This window comes from Dysgonomonas sp. Shenzhen-Wh21, assembly GCF_043392705.1.
Classification (GTDB): domain Bacteria; phylum Bacteroidota; class Bacteroidia; order Bacteroidales; family Dysgonomonadaceae; genus Dysgonomonas.
The window spans coordinates 1-14688 of the sequence record NZ_JAIXHZ010000180.1; the positions used below are offsets into that span (position 1 = coordinate 1).

Annotated in this window: 13 protein-coding genes; 3 read left to right on the top strand and 10 right to left on the bottom strand. The window is 36.2% G+C overall.

The window, feature by feature from the left end:
• Nucleotides 1–185: 185 nt before the first annotated feature.
• Nucleotides 186–1979, bottom strand: a complete 1794-nt coding sequence (gene argS, locus LDB17_RS12885; RefSeq protein WP_252637876.1) for an arginine--tRNA ligase — start codon at nt 1977–1979, stop codon at nt 186–188.
• A 126-nt stretch (nt 1980–2105) separates the two neighbouring features.
• Entirely contained in the window at nt 2106–2372 is a 267-nt protein-coding gene (locus LDB17_RS12890) for an HU family DNA-binding protein (RefSeq protein ID WP_006841918.1), read from the bottom strand.
• 253 nt (nt 2373–2625) lie between these two features.
• Here LDB17_RS12890 and LDB17_RS12895 point away from each other — a divergent pair, with 253 nt between their 5' ends.
• The 3 genes from LDB17_RS12895 to LDB17_RS12905 are packed head-to-tail and all read left to right on the top strand — an operon-like array spanning nt 2626 to nt 5324.
• Nucleotides 2626–3327: a rhomboid family intramembrane serine protease gene (locus LDB17_RS12895; protein WP_252638043.1), complete on the top strand. Its 702-nt coding sequence runs from the start codon at nt 2626–2628 to the stop codon at nt 3325–3327.
• Nucleotides 3302–4186 (top strand): rhomboid family intramembrane serine protease, encoded by an 885-nt coding sequence (locus LDB17_RS12900; protein WP_252637877.1) that lies wholly within the window; start codon nt 3302–3304, stop codon nt 4184–4186. The genes LDB17_RS12895 and LDB17_RS12900 overlap by 26 nt, the downstream gene beginning before the upstream one ends.
• The gene (locus LDB17_RS12905; RefSeq protein WP_252637878.1) at nt 4170–5324 is read left to right on the top strand and encodes an endonuclease/exonuclease/phosphatase family protein; all 1155 of its coding nucleotides are present in this window, start codon (nt 4170–4172) and stop codon (nt 5322–5324) included. Before LDB17_RS12900 ends, LDB17_RS12905 begins: the two co-directional genes overlap by 17 nt.
• A gap of 84 nt (nt 5325–5408) precedes the next feature.
• On the opposite strand, the gene LDB17_RS12910 is transcribed toward LDB17_RS12905, so the two are convergent.
• From LDB17_RS12910 to LDB17_RS12945, 8 genes are all read right to left on the bottom strand, one after another.
• The gene (locus LDB17_RS12910; RefSeq protein WP_006841914.1) at nt 5409–6224 is read right to left on the bottom strand and encodes a DUF3108 domain-containing protein; all 816 of its coding nucleotides are present in this window, start codon (nt 6222–6224) and stop codon (nt 5409–5411) included.
• 32 nt (nt 6225–6256) lie between these two features.
• Nucleotides 6257–8323, bottom strand: a complete 2067-nt coding sequence (locus tag LDB17_RS12915) for an Ig-like domain-containing domain (RefSeq protein WP_252637879.1) — start codon at nt 8321–8323, stop codon at nt 6257–6259.
• 81 nt (nt 8324–8404) lie between these two features.
• Nucleotides 8405–9040, bottom strand: coding sequence for a WbqC family protein (locus tag LDB17_RS12920; RefSeq protein WP_252637880.1), 636 nt, complete (start codon nt 9038–9040; stop codon nt 8405–8407).
• A gap of 7 nt (nt 9041–9047) precedes the next feature.
• Nucleotides 9048–10037: a signal peptidase I gene (gene lepB / locus LDB17_RS12925; RefSeq protein ID WP_252637881.1), complete on the bottom strand. Its 990-nt coding sequence runs from the start codon at nt 10035–10037 to the stop codon at nt 9048–9050.
• A gap of 24 nt (nt 10038–10061) precedes the next feature.
• A complete protein-coding gene (gene lepB / locus LDB17_RS12930) occupies nt 10062–11543 on the bottom strand; it encodes a signal peptidase I (protein ID WP_252637882.1) in 1482 nt (493 codons plus the stop codon).
• Nucleotides 11544–11551: 8 nt separating this feature from the next.
• The gene (dapB, locus tag LDB17_RS12935; RefSeq protein WP_252637883.1) at nt 11552–12268 is read right to left on the bottom strand and encodes a 4-hydroxy-tetrahydrodipicolinate reductase; all 717 of its coding nucleotides are present in this window, start codon (nt 12266–12268) and stop codon (nt 11552–11554) included.
• Between the two features lie 482 nt (nt 12269–12750).
• On the bottom strand, nt 12751–14046 hold the full coding sequence (locus LDB17_RS12940; RefSeq protein WP_006841908.1) for an inositol-3-phosphate synthase: 1296 nt from the start codon (nt 14044–14046) through the stop codon (nt 12751–12753).
• A gap of 240 nt (nt 14047–14286) precedes the next feature.
• On the bottom strand, nt 14287–14688 hold a 402-nt coding region (locus LDB17_RS12945), incomplete at its 5' end, for an HAD family hydrolase (RefSeq protein ID WP_393925062.1).

Here is a 14688-nt window from a genome sequence, read left to right on the forward strand (position 1 = left end):
GACGGATAACCTGTAATTTAAAGGGGAGTGGATAATCGCTCTGTTTACGCCGATTTTGCTTGATCTCGGAATGTGTCATAAATAAGTCAGTTTTGTGTCAACCTATTTTAGGACGGGACATGATATAGAAAAAGAGGCTACTGAATAAGTAACCTCTTTTTAGTTTTGTTTTTATCTTGTCAGCTTTACATTCTGTCGGGAACTTCAATACCTAAGAGAGACATTCCACTTTTCACTACACGCCCTACGTTATCGGAAAGTATCAGCCTGAAATTCTTCAAATCTGTATTTTCTTCTTTTAGGATAGTATAGTCGTGGTAAAACTGATTGTATTCTTTTACCAAATCATATATATAATTTGCGATCAGAGCCGGATTATATTCATCTCCCGCCTGTTTTACAATTGATGCGTATTCGGCAACTTGTTGCACAAGACCTTCTTCTTTTACACTTAGCGAGATATCAGCAGAGAGTGTTGTCGGAATAGAGATTCCTTGTTCTGCAGCCTTACGCAGTATCGATTGTATACGTGCATGTGTATATTGAATAAACGGACCTGTATTACCATTAAAATCAATCGATTCCTTTGGATTGAAAGTCATATTCTTTTTAGGGTCTACTTTCAAGATAAAGTATTTCAGAGCACCCATACCCACCATACGGGCAATGTTATTAGCCTCTTCTTCACTTACCCCATCAAGCTTACCAAGCTCTTGCGATGTTTCTTTTGCTGTTGCAATCATTTCATCAACCAGATCGTCGGCATCTACAACAGTACCTTCACGCGATTTCATTTTGCCCTCGGGCAATTCCACCATTCCATAAGAGAAATGCACAAGGCCTTTTCCAAACTCAAAGCCTAATTTATCTAAAAGGATAGACAGTACCTGGAAGTGATAATTTTGCTCATTACCTACAACATATACCATTGTATTGATCGGAAAATCATCGAAGCGCAACTTAGCCGTACCTATATCCTGTGTCATATACACAGAAGTACCATCGCTACGGAGCAGCAACTTGTGATCTAATCCATCTGCGGTAAGATCTGCCCATACAGACCCATCCTCTTTCTTATAAAAGATATCCTTTTGCAAACCTTCAAGTACGGTTTCCTTACCGTCTAGATAAGTTTGAGATTCGTAGTATATCTTATCAAAGTCTACGCCCAGACGCTTATATGTTTCGTCAAATCCGGCATAAACCCAACTATTCATATTTTCCCACAACGAAACTACTTCAAGGTCTCCGGCCTCCCAAAGACGAAGCATATTGCGAGCCTCGGCCATCAATGTAGACTGAGCCTCGGCCTCTTCTTTAGACAGACCTTTAGATTGTAATTCTGCAAGTTCTGCTTTGTAATGTTTATCGAACATTACATAGTAATCACCAACGAGGTGATCGCCTTTCTTGCCACTAGATTCAGGAGTTTCTCCATTTCCCCATTTCTGCCAAGCGAGCATCGATTTACAGATATGGATTCCCCGATCATTTACTATATTTGTTTTTACAACTCTGTTTCCATTTGCTTTTAACACTTCGGACAGAGCAAACCCCAACAGGTTGTTTCGTATATGTCCCAGATGTAGAGGTTTGTTTGTATTTGGAGATGAATACTCTACCATTACCAGAGGAGAATTATCATCAGCCTTTGTTATGCCATAATTTTCTACGGTATGAACTTCATTTAACACATCAATCCAGCAAGTAGTAGCAATGGTAAGATTAAGAAATCCTTTGATCACATTAAAGCTACTTACCTCCGATGTATTCGCTTTAAGCCACTCTCCTATCTCCTGTGCTGTTTGCTCAGGTCCTTTCTTCGACATTTTCAGAAAAGGAAATACAACTAAAGTATAGTGACCTTCAAACTCTTTCTTTGTTTTTTGTAAAGAAAGCTGCCCTGCTGTCACCACTTGTCCATAGAGCGAATCTATAGCACTAATTATTACCTCCTGTAATCTTATCTCTAGCTTCATATATGATTTTGAAAATTACTTATTCAGGTTGCAAAGCTAAGAAAAAAGTACCCTATAAGGTAGTTTTAGGGCATAAAAAAAAGTAGGAAAGATTATTCCCTACTTCTTTTTTCTTTTTTTAATCAATTATAGTGCAGCTAAATCAGCACCAGCTTTAAACTTAACAGTTTTCTTAGCTGGAATATTGATAACAGCTTTAGTTCTAGGGTTAATTCCTTTTCTTGCTGCTTTTTGAGTTACAGAGAATGTACCGAAACCAACTAGGGCTACTTTGCCATCTTTTTTCACTTCTTCTGTTACTGATTCAATAAAGGCTTCAAGAGCTTTTTTAGAATCAACTTTGCTCAATCCTGATTTTTCAGCAATTGCATTGATAAGTTCTGTCTTGTTCATAATAATTGAATGTAAATGATTTAATTAAACATTATATAACCGAATTGTTTTTTGAATACATTTCTAGTTCTGGCACTCAAATATAAGTGTTTTATTTAATAATCATAAAAAAAAATAGGAAAAACTCATTAGAATTCAGAAAATATCTAAACGTAAAGTGATTTTCCTCAAGAAAAACAAAAAATATCTGTAATTTTGGGCTTTTGAAACGAAAAAACAAGATATCAAGATGAATCAAAATAGCTCGGGATTCATGAGTTCGATTCCGGTAGTTACCCGAAACCTTCTCATCATTAATATACTAGTATGGCTAGCTCAGTTTTTATTAGGTAGGGTTATAGAAATAGATAAATACCTGGCGCTACACTTTTTTGAGTCAGATCTTTTTATGCCTCATCAAATAATCACTTACATGTTTCTGCATGATCCATCTAGCCCCGCCCATTTATTTTTTAATATGTTTGCTGTTTATATGTTCGGTAGAACACTTGAAATGGTATGGGGGCCGAAGAGATTCCTTGTATACTATTTATTAACTGGAATAGGAGCAGCAGTAGCACAAGAGTTAGTATATGCAATAGAATACAGAGAAATTGTATTTAACTCAGCAATAATAAATGTAAATATAGGAGAACAAATAATTAACAAACAAGATTTCTACAACATACTGCCCCCAACATTAGGAGCTTCCGGTGCAGTATTCGGAATATTGGTTGCTTTTGGTATGTTATTCCCTAATGTTGAGCTAATGATGCTTTTCTTCCCTGTACCGATAAAAGCAAAATGGTTTGTTATAGGATACGGAGTAATTGAGCTCTTTTTAGGAATTGCAAATAGTGCAGGAGATAATGTCGCACACTTTGCGCATTTAGGGGGATTGATCACCGGATTTTTCATAATACTTTACTGGCGTAAGAAAGGAAAAGCAAATGGGCACAATTTTAGAGAATATTAAATATCGGTTTAAGCAGAAAGATATACTCATACAGCTTATAATCATTAATATCGCTGTATTCTTGATTCTTTCTGTTATCGGTATTATAGGTAAGTTATTTAAGATCGAAACATTTAACTTAATACCTTACATTGCGGTAACATCAGACCTCTCTCTACTGATAAAACGTCCGTGGACATTATTGACCTATATGATTGTCCATCTCGACTTCTTCCATATACTGTTCAATATGCTTATGCTCTTCTGGTTTGGGCAGATATTCCTGAGTTATTTCAATCCTAAAAATCTGGGAAGCCTGTATTTGCTGGGAGGTTTGGCAGGTGCTATATTGTATATCATATCATTCAACACGATACCATATTATTTGGAAATGAATCATCCCCCAATGATAGGAGCATCGGCTTCAGTCATGGCTATTATCTTTGCTTCTGCCTTCTACAGGCCTAATGCCGAAGTAAGCCTTTTCATGGTGTTCCGTGTAAAGATTATCTATATCGCACTTTTCCTTTTCGTTATTGATTTTATATCGCTAGACAGCAATACAAATCCCGGAGGACATATCGCTCATATAGGAGGAGCCCTGATGGGTTATCTATTTGCTAAACAATACCTGAAAGGGAAAGACATAACCCGATGGATAAACAAAATAATCGACTCTGTTGCTAACCTAACCAAACCAAGCTATAAAAAGAAGATGAAGGTTAAATACAAAAGACCTGAAACCGACCAGCAATATAATCAACGTCGCCATAAAGAAACAGAGGAGATAGATCGTATTCTGGACAAAATAAAAGCTTCGGGTTATAGCAGCCTTAGCTCAGACGAAAAAAAACAGCTATTTGATGCGAGTAAAAAATAAATTATCCAAGATTAGAGTTGGTCGATTTATCAAATATACTGTATTCGCTACCAACCTAATCGCTATTATCATACTCATCTTGTCAACTCTTGCATGGTATGTAGTTCCATCTCGAGTTACATTTATCGCTTATCTGGGGCTCGGCTTTCCTATTATCCTATTTATAAACATCCTGTATCTGATACTTTGGGTTATTACCTTCCGATGGAAATATGCACTGGTTCAACTGATTGCAATATGTGCATTCTGGCAACCTATATTAACATGCTATCCAATTCACTTTAAAACAAAAGAAAAAGATATCCCTCAGAAGCATATAAAAGTACTCACATACAATGTGCGTGCTTTCAATTGGTCGAAAGGTGAAGCTGCAAGAAACAATCCTATATTGGAATACTTGGTCAACTGCAATGCAGACATAATTTGTTTGCAGGAATTTGCTGTATCACCCGCCAACGGCAAGAACAAGAAGAGTATAATATCGGAGGCGGAAATAAAACAAAAGTTGAAAGATTATCCTTATAGCAGAATCATAAAGCTGGGATCATCGCGAGGAAACCTTATATATGGATTAGCCTGTTTTTCTAAATTCCCGATAGAGAAGGCTGAGCGTCTCCCGTTAGAAAGTTCATACAATGGATCTGCTATGTATGAATTAAAGATCAATAAGAGAAAGGTAACACTTGTAAATAATCATTTGGAGTCGAACCGAATAACATCTGAAGACAAGAAACTATACAAAGAATTCTTCAAAACGAGAGATAGAGAGATGATCGGAGAGGTAGCTATGAATGTACAAACCCGGTTAGGTGCAGCTTATAAGATAAGAGAAGCACAAGCTAAAATAATACGCTCGATCATAGACAAACAGGAAACAGATGCTACTATTGTATGCGGAGATTTTAACGACTCACCTATCTCTTACGCTTATTATACAATCAAAGGAGATAACCTTGTAGACTCTTATGCGAACACTGGTTTTGGACAAGGCATCACCTATCATGAAAACAAATTCTGGTTCCGAATAGATTTCATCATGCACTCTATGGCTTTTCAGTCATACAACTGTACGGTTGACAAAATTAAATATTCCGATCATTATCCGGTTTGGACTTATCTAGCATTTAAAGAGCAATAATCATCTTATTCTATTGCAAAACAGAGCATAAAAAAAGGTTGATCCGTAAGAACCAACCCCTTGTATTTTATAGAAATCATATATCTATCTTACTGTCGATACCGGATGTTTATTTCCCTTATAACTCTTTAGAATTGCTCTTGTAGAACCGATATTCAGCTTCGAGTCAAGGCGTACAGGCATGCGGTTATTATCATTTGTAATATATACCTTCATGGCTTCTTTTTTATCGCTGAAGGCATCATCCATGATACTCAATACAAGTTTTATGCAGCTGTATTTATTTTTATCATTGGCTTCAACGGTTTCTATACCATCGTATTCTATAATCATATTTACTTTTTTCTTTCCCGAGATAAAGTCTGTTTTTGTTGTTTGTCCTTTTCTCATCGAAGAAAAATCTAAAGTTCGAGCATAAAAAACCACACTCATCATATCATATATACACGAAGAAGATGTCAAGGTCTCATCAAAACGGAAAGATCCATTTTTGTGGCGCTTTGCTCTTATAATAACATTGTTTCCGGTATACGTATAGCGCACCTCTTCTTTTGTATAGTCCTTTCCCTCAAATGCATCCTTGATATATGCCAACGGCACAAGGTCTTTGGTTGTATAGCACGACAAAGTATCGTTTAACGCAAATACTTTACGGACAGTTCCCGTAGACTGAGCCATCAATGTCATTTTGTAAGCGTCAGTGCCATTATACTTTTCCGAAATGGTTTTCAGCGAGGAAGTACCGGCTTTTGTATAAATGATTCCGTATTTGAAATAAAGATCATAAGACAAATCCTCTCCTGCCTGAAAAAATGTATTATTTAATTTACATTGAGCATTTGCATTCAAGCCGAATAAAGCTGAAAGCATAATTATGATTCCTGTAATTTTTTTCACCATAACTTTTATTTTATAGTTTGCCAAGTTTTTAATTAAAAGCTATTCGTATTGTTGTAGCTATTATTAGAACTATTTCTATTCCTACCTGTCGTATTCCCCTGCTGGGTAGTAGTATTATTTTGGTTTCTAGTCCGTTGATTTTTAGCGTCTTTTTCCTCTAGTTTTTTCTTTCGCGCTTCTTTATCCTCGGGTTTCTGTTTCGTTATATCCAACGGTTTCTGACTATCCATGCTATTCGGATTAATCCTCCAAGCGGGGTTATTCTCTTCAATCTCAAAGTTAGCCTTTACTTCGATTGCTTTGCCCAGATAGTAAACCAGTTCGGGTTGAAGTTTCATATCATAATCTCCCGTATCCCAAACTCCATTATTATTCCTATCGAGGACAATACGAGCATAATATGTTCCGGGATCAACGTCTTTAAAAACCGCAACATTATCTATGACTCTGGATTTACGAATTGGTTTATCCGACTTATCTAAAATTTCCATAAAAGAAGGAATACTATCTACGCCTTCCACCCATATAGCCAATTGTCCGTACTGATCTTCATTCTTCACTTTAAAGTTCTGTTCCAGCTTATTATTCCATAATCCGTAGATACTATAAATTGAAGCCGAATCTATCCTCATCTGATATTCTGAGCCATACGTCCATCGATTTTTGATAGAATATTTTCGTGGATTCACAGAATCTACAACAAGTTGAACAGGAATGTCGCTATATATACTATCTTTCTTCTGGCGAAGTACGATTTTACTTATCAGAGAATCTGTCGTAATAGGCTCATTAAATTCTAACTGAATATTTTTATAGGTATCCCACGAAGAATTCAAATTATTATTAATCGTTAAGAAGGTAATTGGGAGCTCTTCTCCCTCTTTAAGCTTTTTCTTCTCTTTCTCCTTTTCTTTTTCTTCTTTATCTTTATCTTTCTTTCGAGTACGGTCTATAAACTTCAATGTATCCGTTGTTGGGATTAACTGGTTTAAAGAGTCTGTCTTCATATAAGATACACGCAGCATAAGAGTATCATGAGCCATCAGAGCTTTATCTTTCATCCAATAGATCAGGGTATCATTCTTTGGTGTTTTTTCTAATATAGCCCAATTCTCTTTGTTAAAATTGAGAGGCTCTACTTCCGGCATTGTTGTTGGTGCACCAAAGAACAGCGAAAGCTGATTTGGTGTACGCTCATGTTTTTGCAGATATTGTCGTTGAAAACCCGATTTAAAAGATCTCAAAACGATATTATCGGGTAAGAAGCGTGTATATTCTACTGTTTTAATCGTATCAATCTCTTTCTTGGGTGTTTGTTTTTGATTCTTTGCAGTTTCAGCTTCATGATCGTGATCATGATCATGCTCTATAAATATGGTATCAGTCCTTAGAGCCCTTTCTGATGTAGGTTCGATTATAGTTTCCATAAAAGCTATCGCCTCAGCAGGATTATCATACATATAATCTCTGTTGGCATCAGCCAAAGCGTATATCTTATATTTCCCCGGTGCTACACCCTTAATAGAAAATACCCCGGCACTATTGGTACGCCCGATACGATCAAATTTCAGTTTGGTAAAAGCAGAATCTTCCAGATTGGCATGCAATCCGACAAAAATTCCTTTCACCGGCTCAAGGTTATCTGCGGTTATCACCTTACCGGAAATAGCCAAAGAGTCAACAACATCTCCTGTAGAAAAGGAATATGAAAAATTTTCTAAAGGATTCTCCTCATTATTATCTACAATGGCATCCGTAAAATCTACTGTGTAAGTAGTATTCGGCATAAGAGTATCTCGCAATTCTACTGTTACCCGCCTGTTTACGGAGTGTATAATTGGAAAAGCTTTTTGCGGAGGGGTGATAATCACATTCTCCGAAGGATTCTTTATTGTTACATTCTCATCAAAATCTATCGTTATTTTTCCTTTCGCCACACGAGTTGCATTAAAACCCGGCGAACTACGTACCACCTTCGGAGGGTCGAGATCAACCGGTCCTCCTGTTGGCGTAGCCATATTTGCACAGGCTACAGCGATCAAAATAGTGACTACTAAAACAAGTGATAATGAGATATATTTCTTTATGGACTGTACCATGTTTTATTTAATTTAACGCAAAAATACGATGTTTTATAGATAAATAGGTAAATAGGGTTATAAAATACTTTAACAGAACGCTTATCTGTGGAAAGAGTTGTTTAAAATCAATTGACTTTCATTTCCCATATTAAAAAGCAAATCCACAATACTCATATTTTCCACAAACCCTAGTTTTTGTTCAAAAACCTGATAATAAGGAATTGACACAAAGGAAGGATCTAGCGACAAATCTTTCTTCGGGTGAATCACATCCCGCATATCGAGCTCATGATCTTCAAATGCCGTCTTATATTCGGATGTGTATTCTATCACAGGCAATTCCATATTGAGCAAACCCAGAATAAGAATTCGCAGTTCTTCATTAAAATCGAATAAAAAAGAATATTTCTTATGATAAAACGGATGAAAATCATCCTGATAGTATTCAAAAAAAGGAGTTGAGTTGTAAGCCGAAACAATCGCATTCCAATGCATATGCTGCCAATTGCCATGATCAGCAATACGAATATCCTTCGTCAATATTTTTTCGGAAGATGAATGAACGACAGGGATAGATAAAGGAATAGGTTCATTAGCCGAAACAATCATACTGCGATTGCGATACGACTGTTTTGTGTAATTCTCATTCTGCTCAATAAATATATGGTCTCCCTGCACAAATTTTGCATAATACTGAATAGGTGCCAAATAGGCCGATGAAAGATATATATTCATTACAGAATCAATTTACAGAAGTAAAACAACGTTCTTTTCTTATGTTTCCATCATGAGAGCTATACCAGATAAAACGAACTTTGCCTATTATATTCTTAAAAGGGATAAAGCCCAACATACGAGAATCTAATGCATCATTCGTATTGTCTGACAACATCCAATAGTAATCGTCTTGAAACGTATAAGTTGTCTGCTCTTTTCCCCCGATGTATAACTTATCATTAATAACATGGGCATTACCTTCCTGTTCTTGCAGTATTAGCTGCTTATACATGTTAATATTCAGACTATTAACACTTATAAGTTTACCCTTCGACGGTACTATCAAATGATAATTTTGAGTTGTATCGGTCTTACAACATATAGATACAGTGGAGTCTTCTATATTTTCATTAATAATAAAAGCCTCTAATTTATTCAGGAGAATACTTATTGTATCTGCTCTATGCTTCAAGCTACGAATAGGAATATTATGCTCTTCCATTATAGCCTGTATATCCTTTAAAGAGAGAATATGCATAGAATATTCATTCATAAGGTCGGGAGAAGCAATATGATTTATACGATTAAGGGATAGAAGTCCTTTTTCTACTGAAACGGTATCACCGGGCATTGCAATACAACGGCTGACGATGAGATCCTTCTTATCCAATGGCTTACCAATATCCATCGGATTGTTGAACAAGACAATATCGTTTCTTTCAATCTTTTTCTCGAGTATTCTTTTGTAAGGAGCTTCTATAGATGTGAGATATGAGCGAACTCCAAATATTTTATCAAAAGTAAACGGAACAGTTAATATCGTAATAGGCAAACGAACACCGTATGATGTTTTATCAATAAGTACCTGATCACCTTTCTGAAGAGATGTTTGCATCTGAGATGAGGATATAGTATATGACTCTACAAAAAAAGTTCGTATAAATAACACAATGAGCAAAGTAATCAGAATCACTTTGCCCAAATATGTATAGATATTTTTCTTTTTTGAAGACATTTTTCAATCCCCAATTTTAGCTTATTATTTTTTATTGCCGGATGTGAAAAGTCTGTTCCAGCGTATTCCGTTCTTATCTTTATCCAAAGAGAGCCATATAAACAAAGGTTTACCTACAACATGATCTTCAGGAACAAATCCCCAAACACGCGAATCGGCCGAATTATCTCTGTTGTCTCCCATCATAAAGTAATAATCCAATTTGAATGTATAAGAATCAGCCTGCTGCCCATTAATGTAAACTTTTCCATCACGATAGTCAAAATCGTTTAGTTCATAATTCTTTATACAACGTATATATGTTGCTACCTTACGATCTACATCAGTATCAAACTTAATTGTTTCACCTTTTTTAGGTATCCATAGAGGATGCAAATCTCCAGGTTGTGTTTGCATGTCATAAGTGATGGGATAAATAGTAGGCTGTACAAACTTTTGCCCCATTCTATTAGCCAACTTATAAAACTGATTTAGAGGAATTACTTTTTCTACAAATGGCTTTTGTTTCATTTCCTCCACCATTTCTTTAGTCATATTTACACCAGTATATAAGAGTCCTGGATTTCCATTTTTAGCCTTAGGAAAAATTGCCCTCACATACGAAAGGCTATCCACTTCGCCCAAATCCTGATACATTCCTATTCTCTTTTTGTCTTCCTGGCTTAATCCCAAATCATCGAAAGCAGCCGAAGATATATCTGTCCCATTGGTTTGCACACAATATAACAACTGCATTTTTTCAGGACTTTCTATTGGTTTACCATTGATATAAACAGTATCACCCACGATAGAGATTGTTTCGCCTGGCAATCCGATACAGCGCTTTACATAATTTTCTCGTCTGTCTACAGGGCGATAAAGTATGTCGCCGTATGTATTCTTATTTGTCCAAACTTGGCTTCTTCCGGCTTCTTTGCACAAAACATAGTAATCTACTTCCTGAAATTTTGAAGCCACAGTATCTCCCGATGGATAGTTGAAAACAACTATATCATTACGCTCGATATGCCCTGTTCCTTTGAATCGTTTGTATTCTAGCTGTGGTTTTTCAAGATATGACTTAAATCCAAAGAAAGGAAAAGTATGCTGCATCAACGGTAACGAAAACGGAGTCATTGGAGAACGCGCTCCATAGCTCAGTTTGCTAACACATAGGAAATCACCGACTAAAAGAGATTTCTCTAAGGATGAAGATGGAATCTGATAGTTTTGGAAAAAGAAAGTATTTATAAAATACACTCCTACCAGTGCAAAAAGGATAGCATCGACCCAATCGAGGATACTCTTCACTTGACGGTTGTTAGATTGTTTCCATCTACCCCAAGGAACAAATTTAGTGATGTATATATCGATAAAAACAGGGATCAGGATCAATACAGCCCAATACCCGGTCCAGATAACAAACGCAATACAGCAAACACTTGCTAGAATGGCATATATCCATTGCTTCATCCCCGGTTTGCGGCGTTCTCTTTTATTTTGCTGATTCGAAGACTTCTTTTCCATATCTTATTTTAAAATTTGAGCATATCACCCATTCCAAGGAATCCTTTTTTACCATTGGTAAATTCGGCAGCCAACACTGCACCAAGAGCAAAACCCACACGGCTTTTAGCATCGTGCTTTATAGTTATAATATCTGCTTCAGACTCATATATTATTTCATGTATTCCGGGAACTTCTCCTTCACGAATACAATGTATAGGCAAGTCTGTTTGTTTTTCTTCTACTTCCAGGCTCCAACGTTCTTTGCGGTCAACCTCCTTTATAAGATCTTCAGCCAGCGTGATAGCCGTTCCACTCGGCGCATCCAATTTATGAATATGATGTACTTCTTCCATCTTTACTTCATAGCTTGGATAGTTATTCATAATCTTTGCCAAATATTTATTCAGGGCAAAAAAGATATTAACACCAAGACTATAATTAGAAGCATAAAAGAAAGTTTTTCCCTGTTCAGCACAAGCTCTCTTTACTTCGTCCAAATGTTCTAACCACCCTGTTGTTCCTGCAACAACAGCAACACCAACTTCAAAACATTTACGATAATTTTGTATGGCGCTATCAGGTGTAGAAAACTCGATTGCAACATCAGCACTTTTGAATGCCGGAGAATTAAACTCCTCCAGATTGTTCATATCAATGATTGATACAATATTGTGACCTCTTTGCAGGGCTATCTTTTCTATCTCATGCCCCATCTTACCATATCCTATAAGTGCTATATTCATTCCGAGAGTTAATTTAATGAGTAACTAAAGCCTACAAATATACATAAAAACTTATTTCTTTGAGATTGGATTTCTAATTTATCCCTGACTATTAGTCTATTTTATGCTAAGGAAATTACAGTTAATAAGAAATATAAACATAAATTATCTATTATTTTCATTTAACTAAATTTCAAGGCGAAAACAATAAACATAATCAAAAAAATAATATCCTAATAAATATAGAAACTTTATCTGCTTCAACATACTAGGAGCAGGCAATATTGAACTTTACATTTATATATTTTCCAAAAAGAGGATAACTTTTTTCTAAGGTTATCCTCTTCTTATTTTTGATAACAATTAAGTTGAGTCTTAAATAAAAATTTGGCTTATTCACAAAATCACAAATGTATGTACCAAACTATCTTGGGAAAGTATGCCAACAAAAAAAAGACTGCCTAGATAATCTAGACAGTCTTTCAGTATTATAAGATTATTATTTAATCAATAAAATCTACAGTTTCTTCCCCAATCATTTTACGAAGTGTATTTTTCAACTTCACATATTGGATAAACAAATCGTGCTCTGCTATCTTACTTGGTTCATGCATTGGGCTCTTGAAGTAGAAAGACAACCAGTCTTGTATTCCGCTCAGACCTGCACGTTTCGCCAAATCGGAGAACAATACAAGGTCAAGACATAGAGGAGCAGCAAGAATAGAGTCTTTACAAAGGAAGTCCACTTTCATTTGCATTTTGTAACCCAACCATCCGAATAGGTCAATATTATCCCATCCTTCTTTGTCATCATTGCGAGGAGGATAATAATTGATACGTACTTTATGATAAACATTTCCATAAAGTTCAGGATACAGTTCTGGTTGAAGAATATTGTCTATAACTGAAAGTTTCGACTCTTCTTTCGTTTTGAATGAACCCGGATCATCCAGTACTTCTCCGTCACGGTTTCCAAGAATATTGGTTGAGAACCATCCATTAAGACCCAACATACGAGTTTTGAACATTGGAGACAATACTGTCTTCAACATAGTCTGACCAGTTTTGAAGTCTTTACCACAGATAGGAGTCTGAGTTTTAGCTGCTAGTTCCCACATTGCAGGAATGTCTACTGTAAGGTTTGGTGCTCCATTGATATATGGAATACCCATTGACACTACAGCATAAGCATATACGTTTGAAGGAGCTAAATCTTTATGATTTTCCTTAAGTCCTTTTTCGAATGCTGCTAATGTTTTATGAACTTCACCAAGCGGAGTGAAAACTTCAGTACTTCCGCACCAGATAACTACGATACGATCGCAATTATTTTTTGTCTTAAAATCTTGGATGTCTTGTTTTACTTGTTCAGCTAATTCCCATTTAGTAGGAGCTGATTTTACCCATGTACCGTGTAGACGTTTAACAAAATCTTGATCGAACACAGCTTTCATTGGTTTGATTGCTTCCAATTCGTCTTTCACCTTGTTCAGGTCGTCTTTTGTCAACACATCTGCGTGTACTGCAGCTTCGTATGCATTTTCTTCGAAGATATCCCATCCACCGAAAACAACATCGTTAAGATCTGCCAAAGGTACAGCGTCTTTAATCTTCGGAAAGCGATTTTCTTCCCTTTTTCCCAGACGCATTGTAGCTAACTGTGTAATTGAACCTACAGGAACACCTTGCCCTTTACGTGTTAATAACGTTCCTGCCATGAATGTTGTAGCAACAGCTCCAACACCAATTGTTAGAATACCAAGTTTACCCTTGGCTTCTTTCACTTGTACTTTTTCCATTTTTAATTAATTTTTAAAATACACTGCAACCCGCAGTAATCCTTTAAACCGGAGACTTTACTTCATCAGGATATTATCTCCCGAATTCATAAAATCCTATATAATAGTATAGTTTCAGTGAAGATCTGTTTTACTTTATTCTCCCAACCCGGGCTTTTCTACCATACAAACGGTATCCATTACTAAAGCAGATAGTCAGACTGACTCTATAGTATTATCAATGTATTCAAGTATTGCCTTTCAATCTAATTGAAAGATAGATTTCAACTCCATGAAATCCGTTATAATTATATCAGCCGTAGCATTTTCGTCATCGTCACCCCAGCCCAAGCCTTTGAGCCAAATAGTTTGGCATCCATTTTTTGTAGCAGGAACAATGTCTTTCGTATAAGAATCTCCAATAACTACAATGGAAGAGCCCGGAAGACCAAGCTTCTCAACGCCTAATCCAAATATGGCAGGATCGGGTTTTCTTATACCGACAACAGCCGATTCTATAATATCATCAAAATATTTAAGTAAGTCAAAATCGCCTAATACAGACTGTACATTTCCATAGAAATTAGATACCAAAACCATTGGATAACGGTCTTTGAGTGCTGTATTAGGCGATTTTGACTTACTTAAATATTTTGATGATAT

Excerpts from the sequence above, each read along its gene's own strand:
- LDB17_RS12915 (WP_252637879.1), bottom strand. The coding sequence starts at position 8,323 with ATGGTACAGTCCATAAAGAAATATATCTCATTATCACTTGTTTTAGTA.
- lepB (WP_252637881.1), bottom strand. The coding sequence starts at position 10,037 with ATGTCTTCAAAAAAGAAAAATATCTATACATATTTGGGCAAAGTGATT.
- LDB17_RS12890 (WP_006841918.1), bottom strand. The coding sequence starts at position 2,372 with ATGAACAAGACAGAACTTATCAATGCAATTGCTGAAAAATCAGGATTG.
- dapB (WP_252637883.1), bottom strand. The coding sequence starts at position 12,268 with ATGAATATAGCACTTATAGGATATGGTAAGATGGGGCATGAGATAGAA.
- LDB17_RS12895 (WP_252638043.1), top strand. The coding sequence starts at position 2,626 with ATGAGTTCGATTCCGGTAGTTACCCGAAACCTTCTCATCATTAATATA.
- LDB17_RS12905 (WP_252637878.1), top strand. The coding sequence starts at position 4,170 with ATGCGAGTAAAAAATAAATTATCCAAGATTAGAGTTGGTCGATTTATC.
- LDB17_RS12900 (WP_252637877.1), top strand. The coding sequence starts at position 3,302 with ATGGGCACAATTTTAGAGAATATTAAATATCGGTTTAAGCAGAAAGAT.
- LDB17_RS12920 (WP_252637880.1), bottom strand. The coding sequence starts at position 9,040 with ATGAATATATATCTTTCATCGGCCTATTTGGCACCTATTCAGTATTAT.
- lepB (WP_252637882.1), bottom strand. The coding sequence starts at position 11,543 with ATGGAAAAGAAGTCTTCGAATCAGCAAAATAAAAGAGAACGCCGCAAA.
- LDB17_RS12940 (WP_006841908.1), bottom strand. The coding sequence starts at position 14,046 with ATGGAAAAAGTACAAGTGAAAGAAGCCAAGGGTAAACTTGGTATTCTA.
- argS (WP_252637876.1), bottom strand. The coding sequence starts at position 1,979 with ATGAAGCTAGAGATAAGATTACAGGAGGTAATAATTAGTGCTATAGAT.
- LDB17_RS12910 (WP_006841914.1), bottom strand. The coding sequence starts at position 6,224 with ATGGTGAAAAAAATTACAGGAATCATAATTATGCTTTCAGCTTTATTC.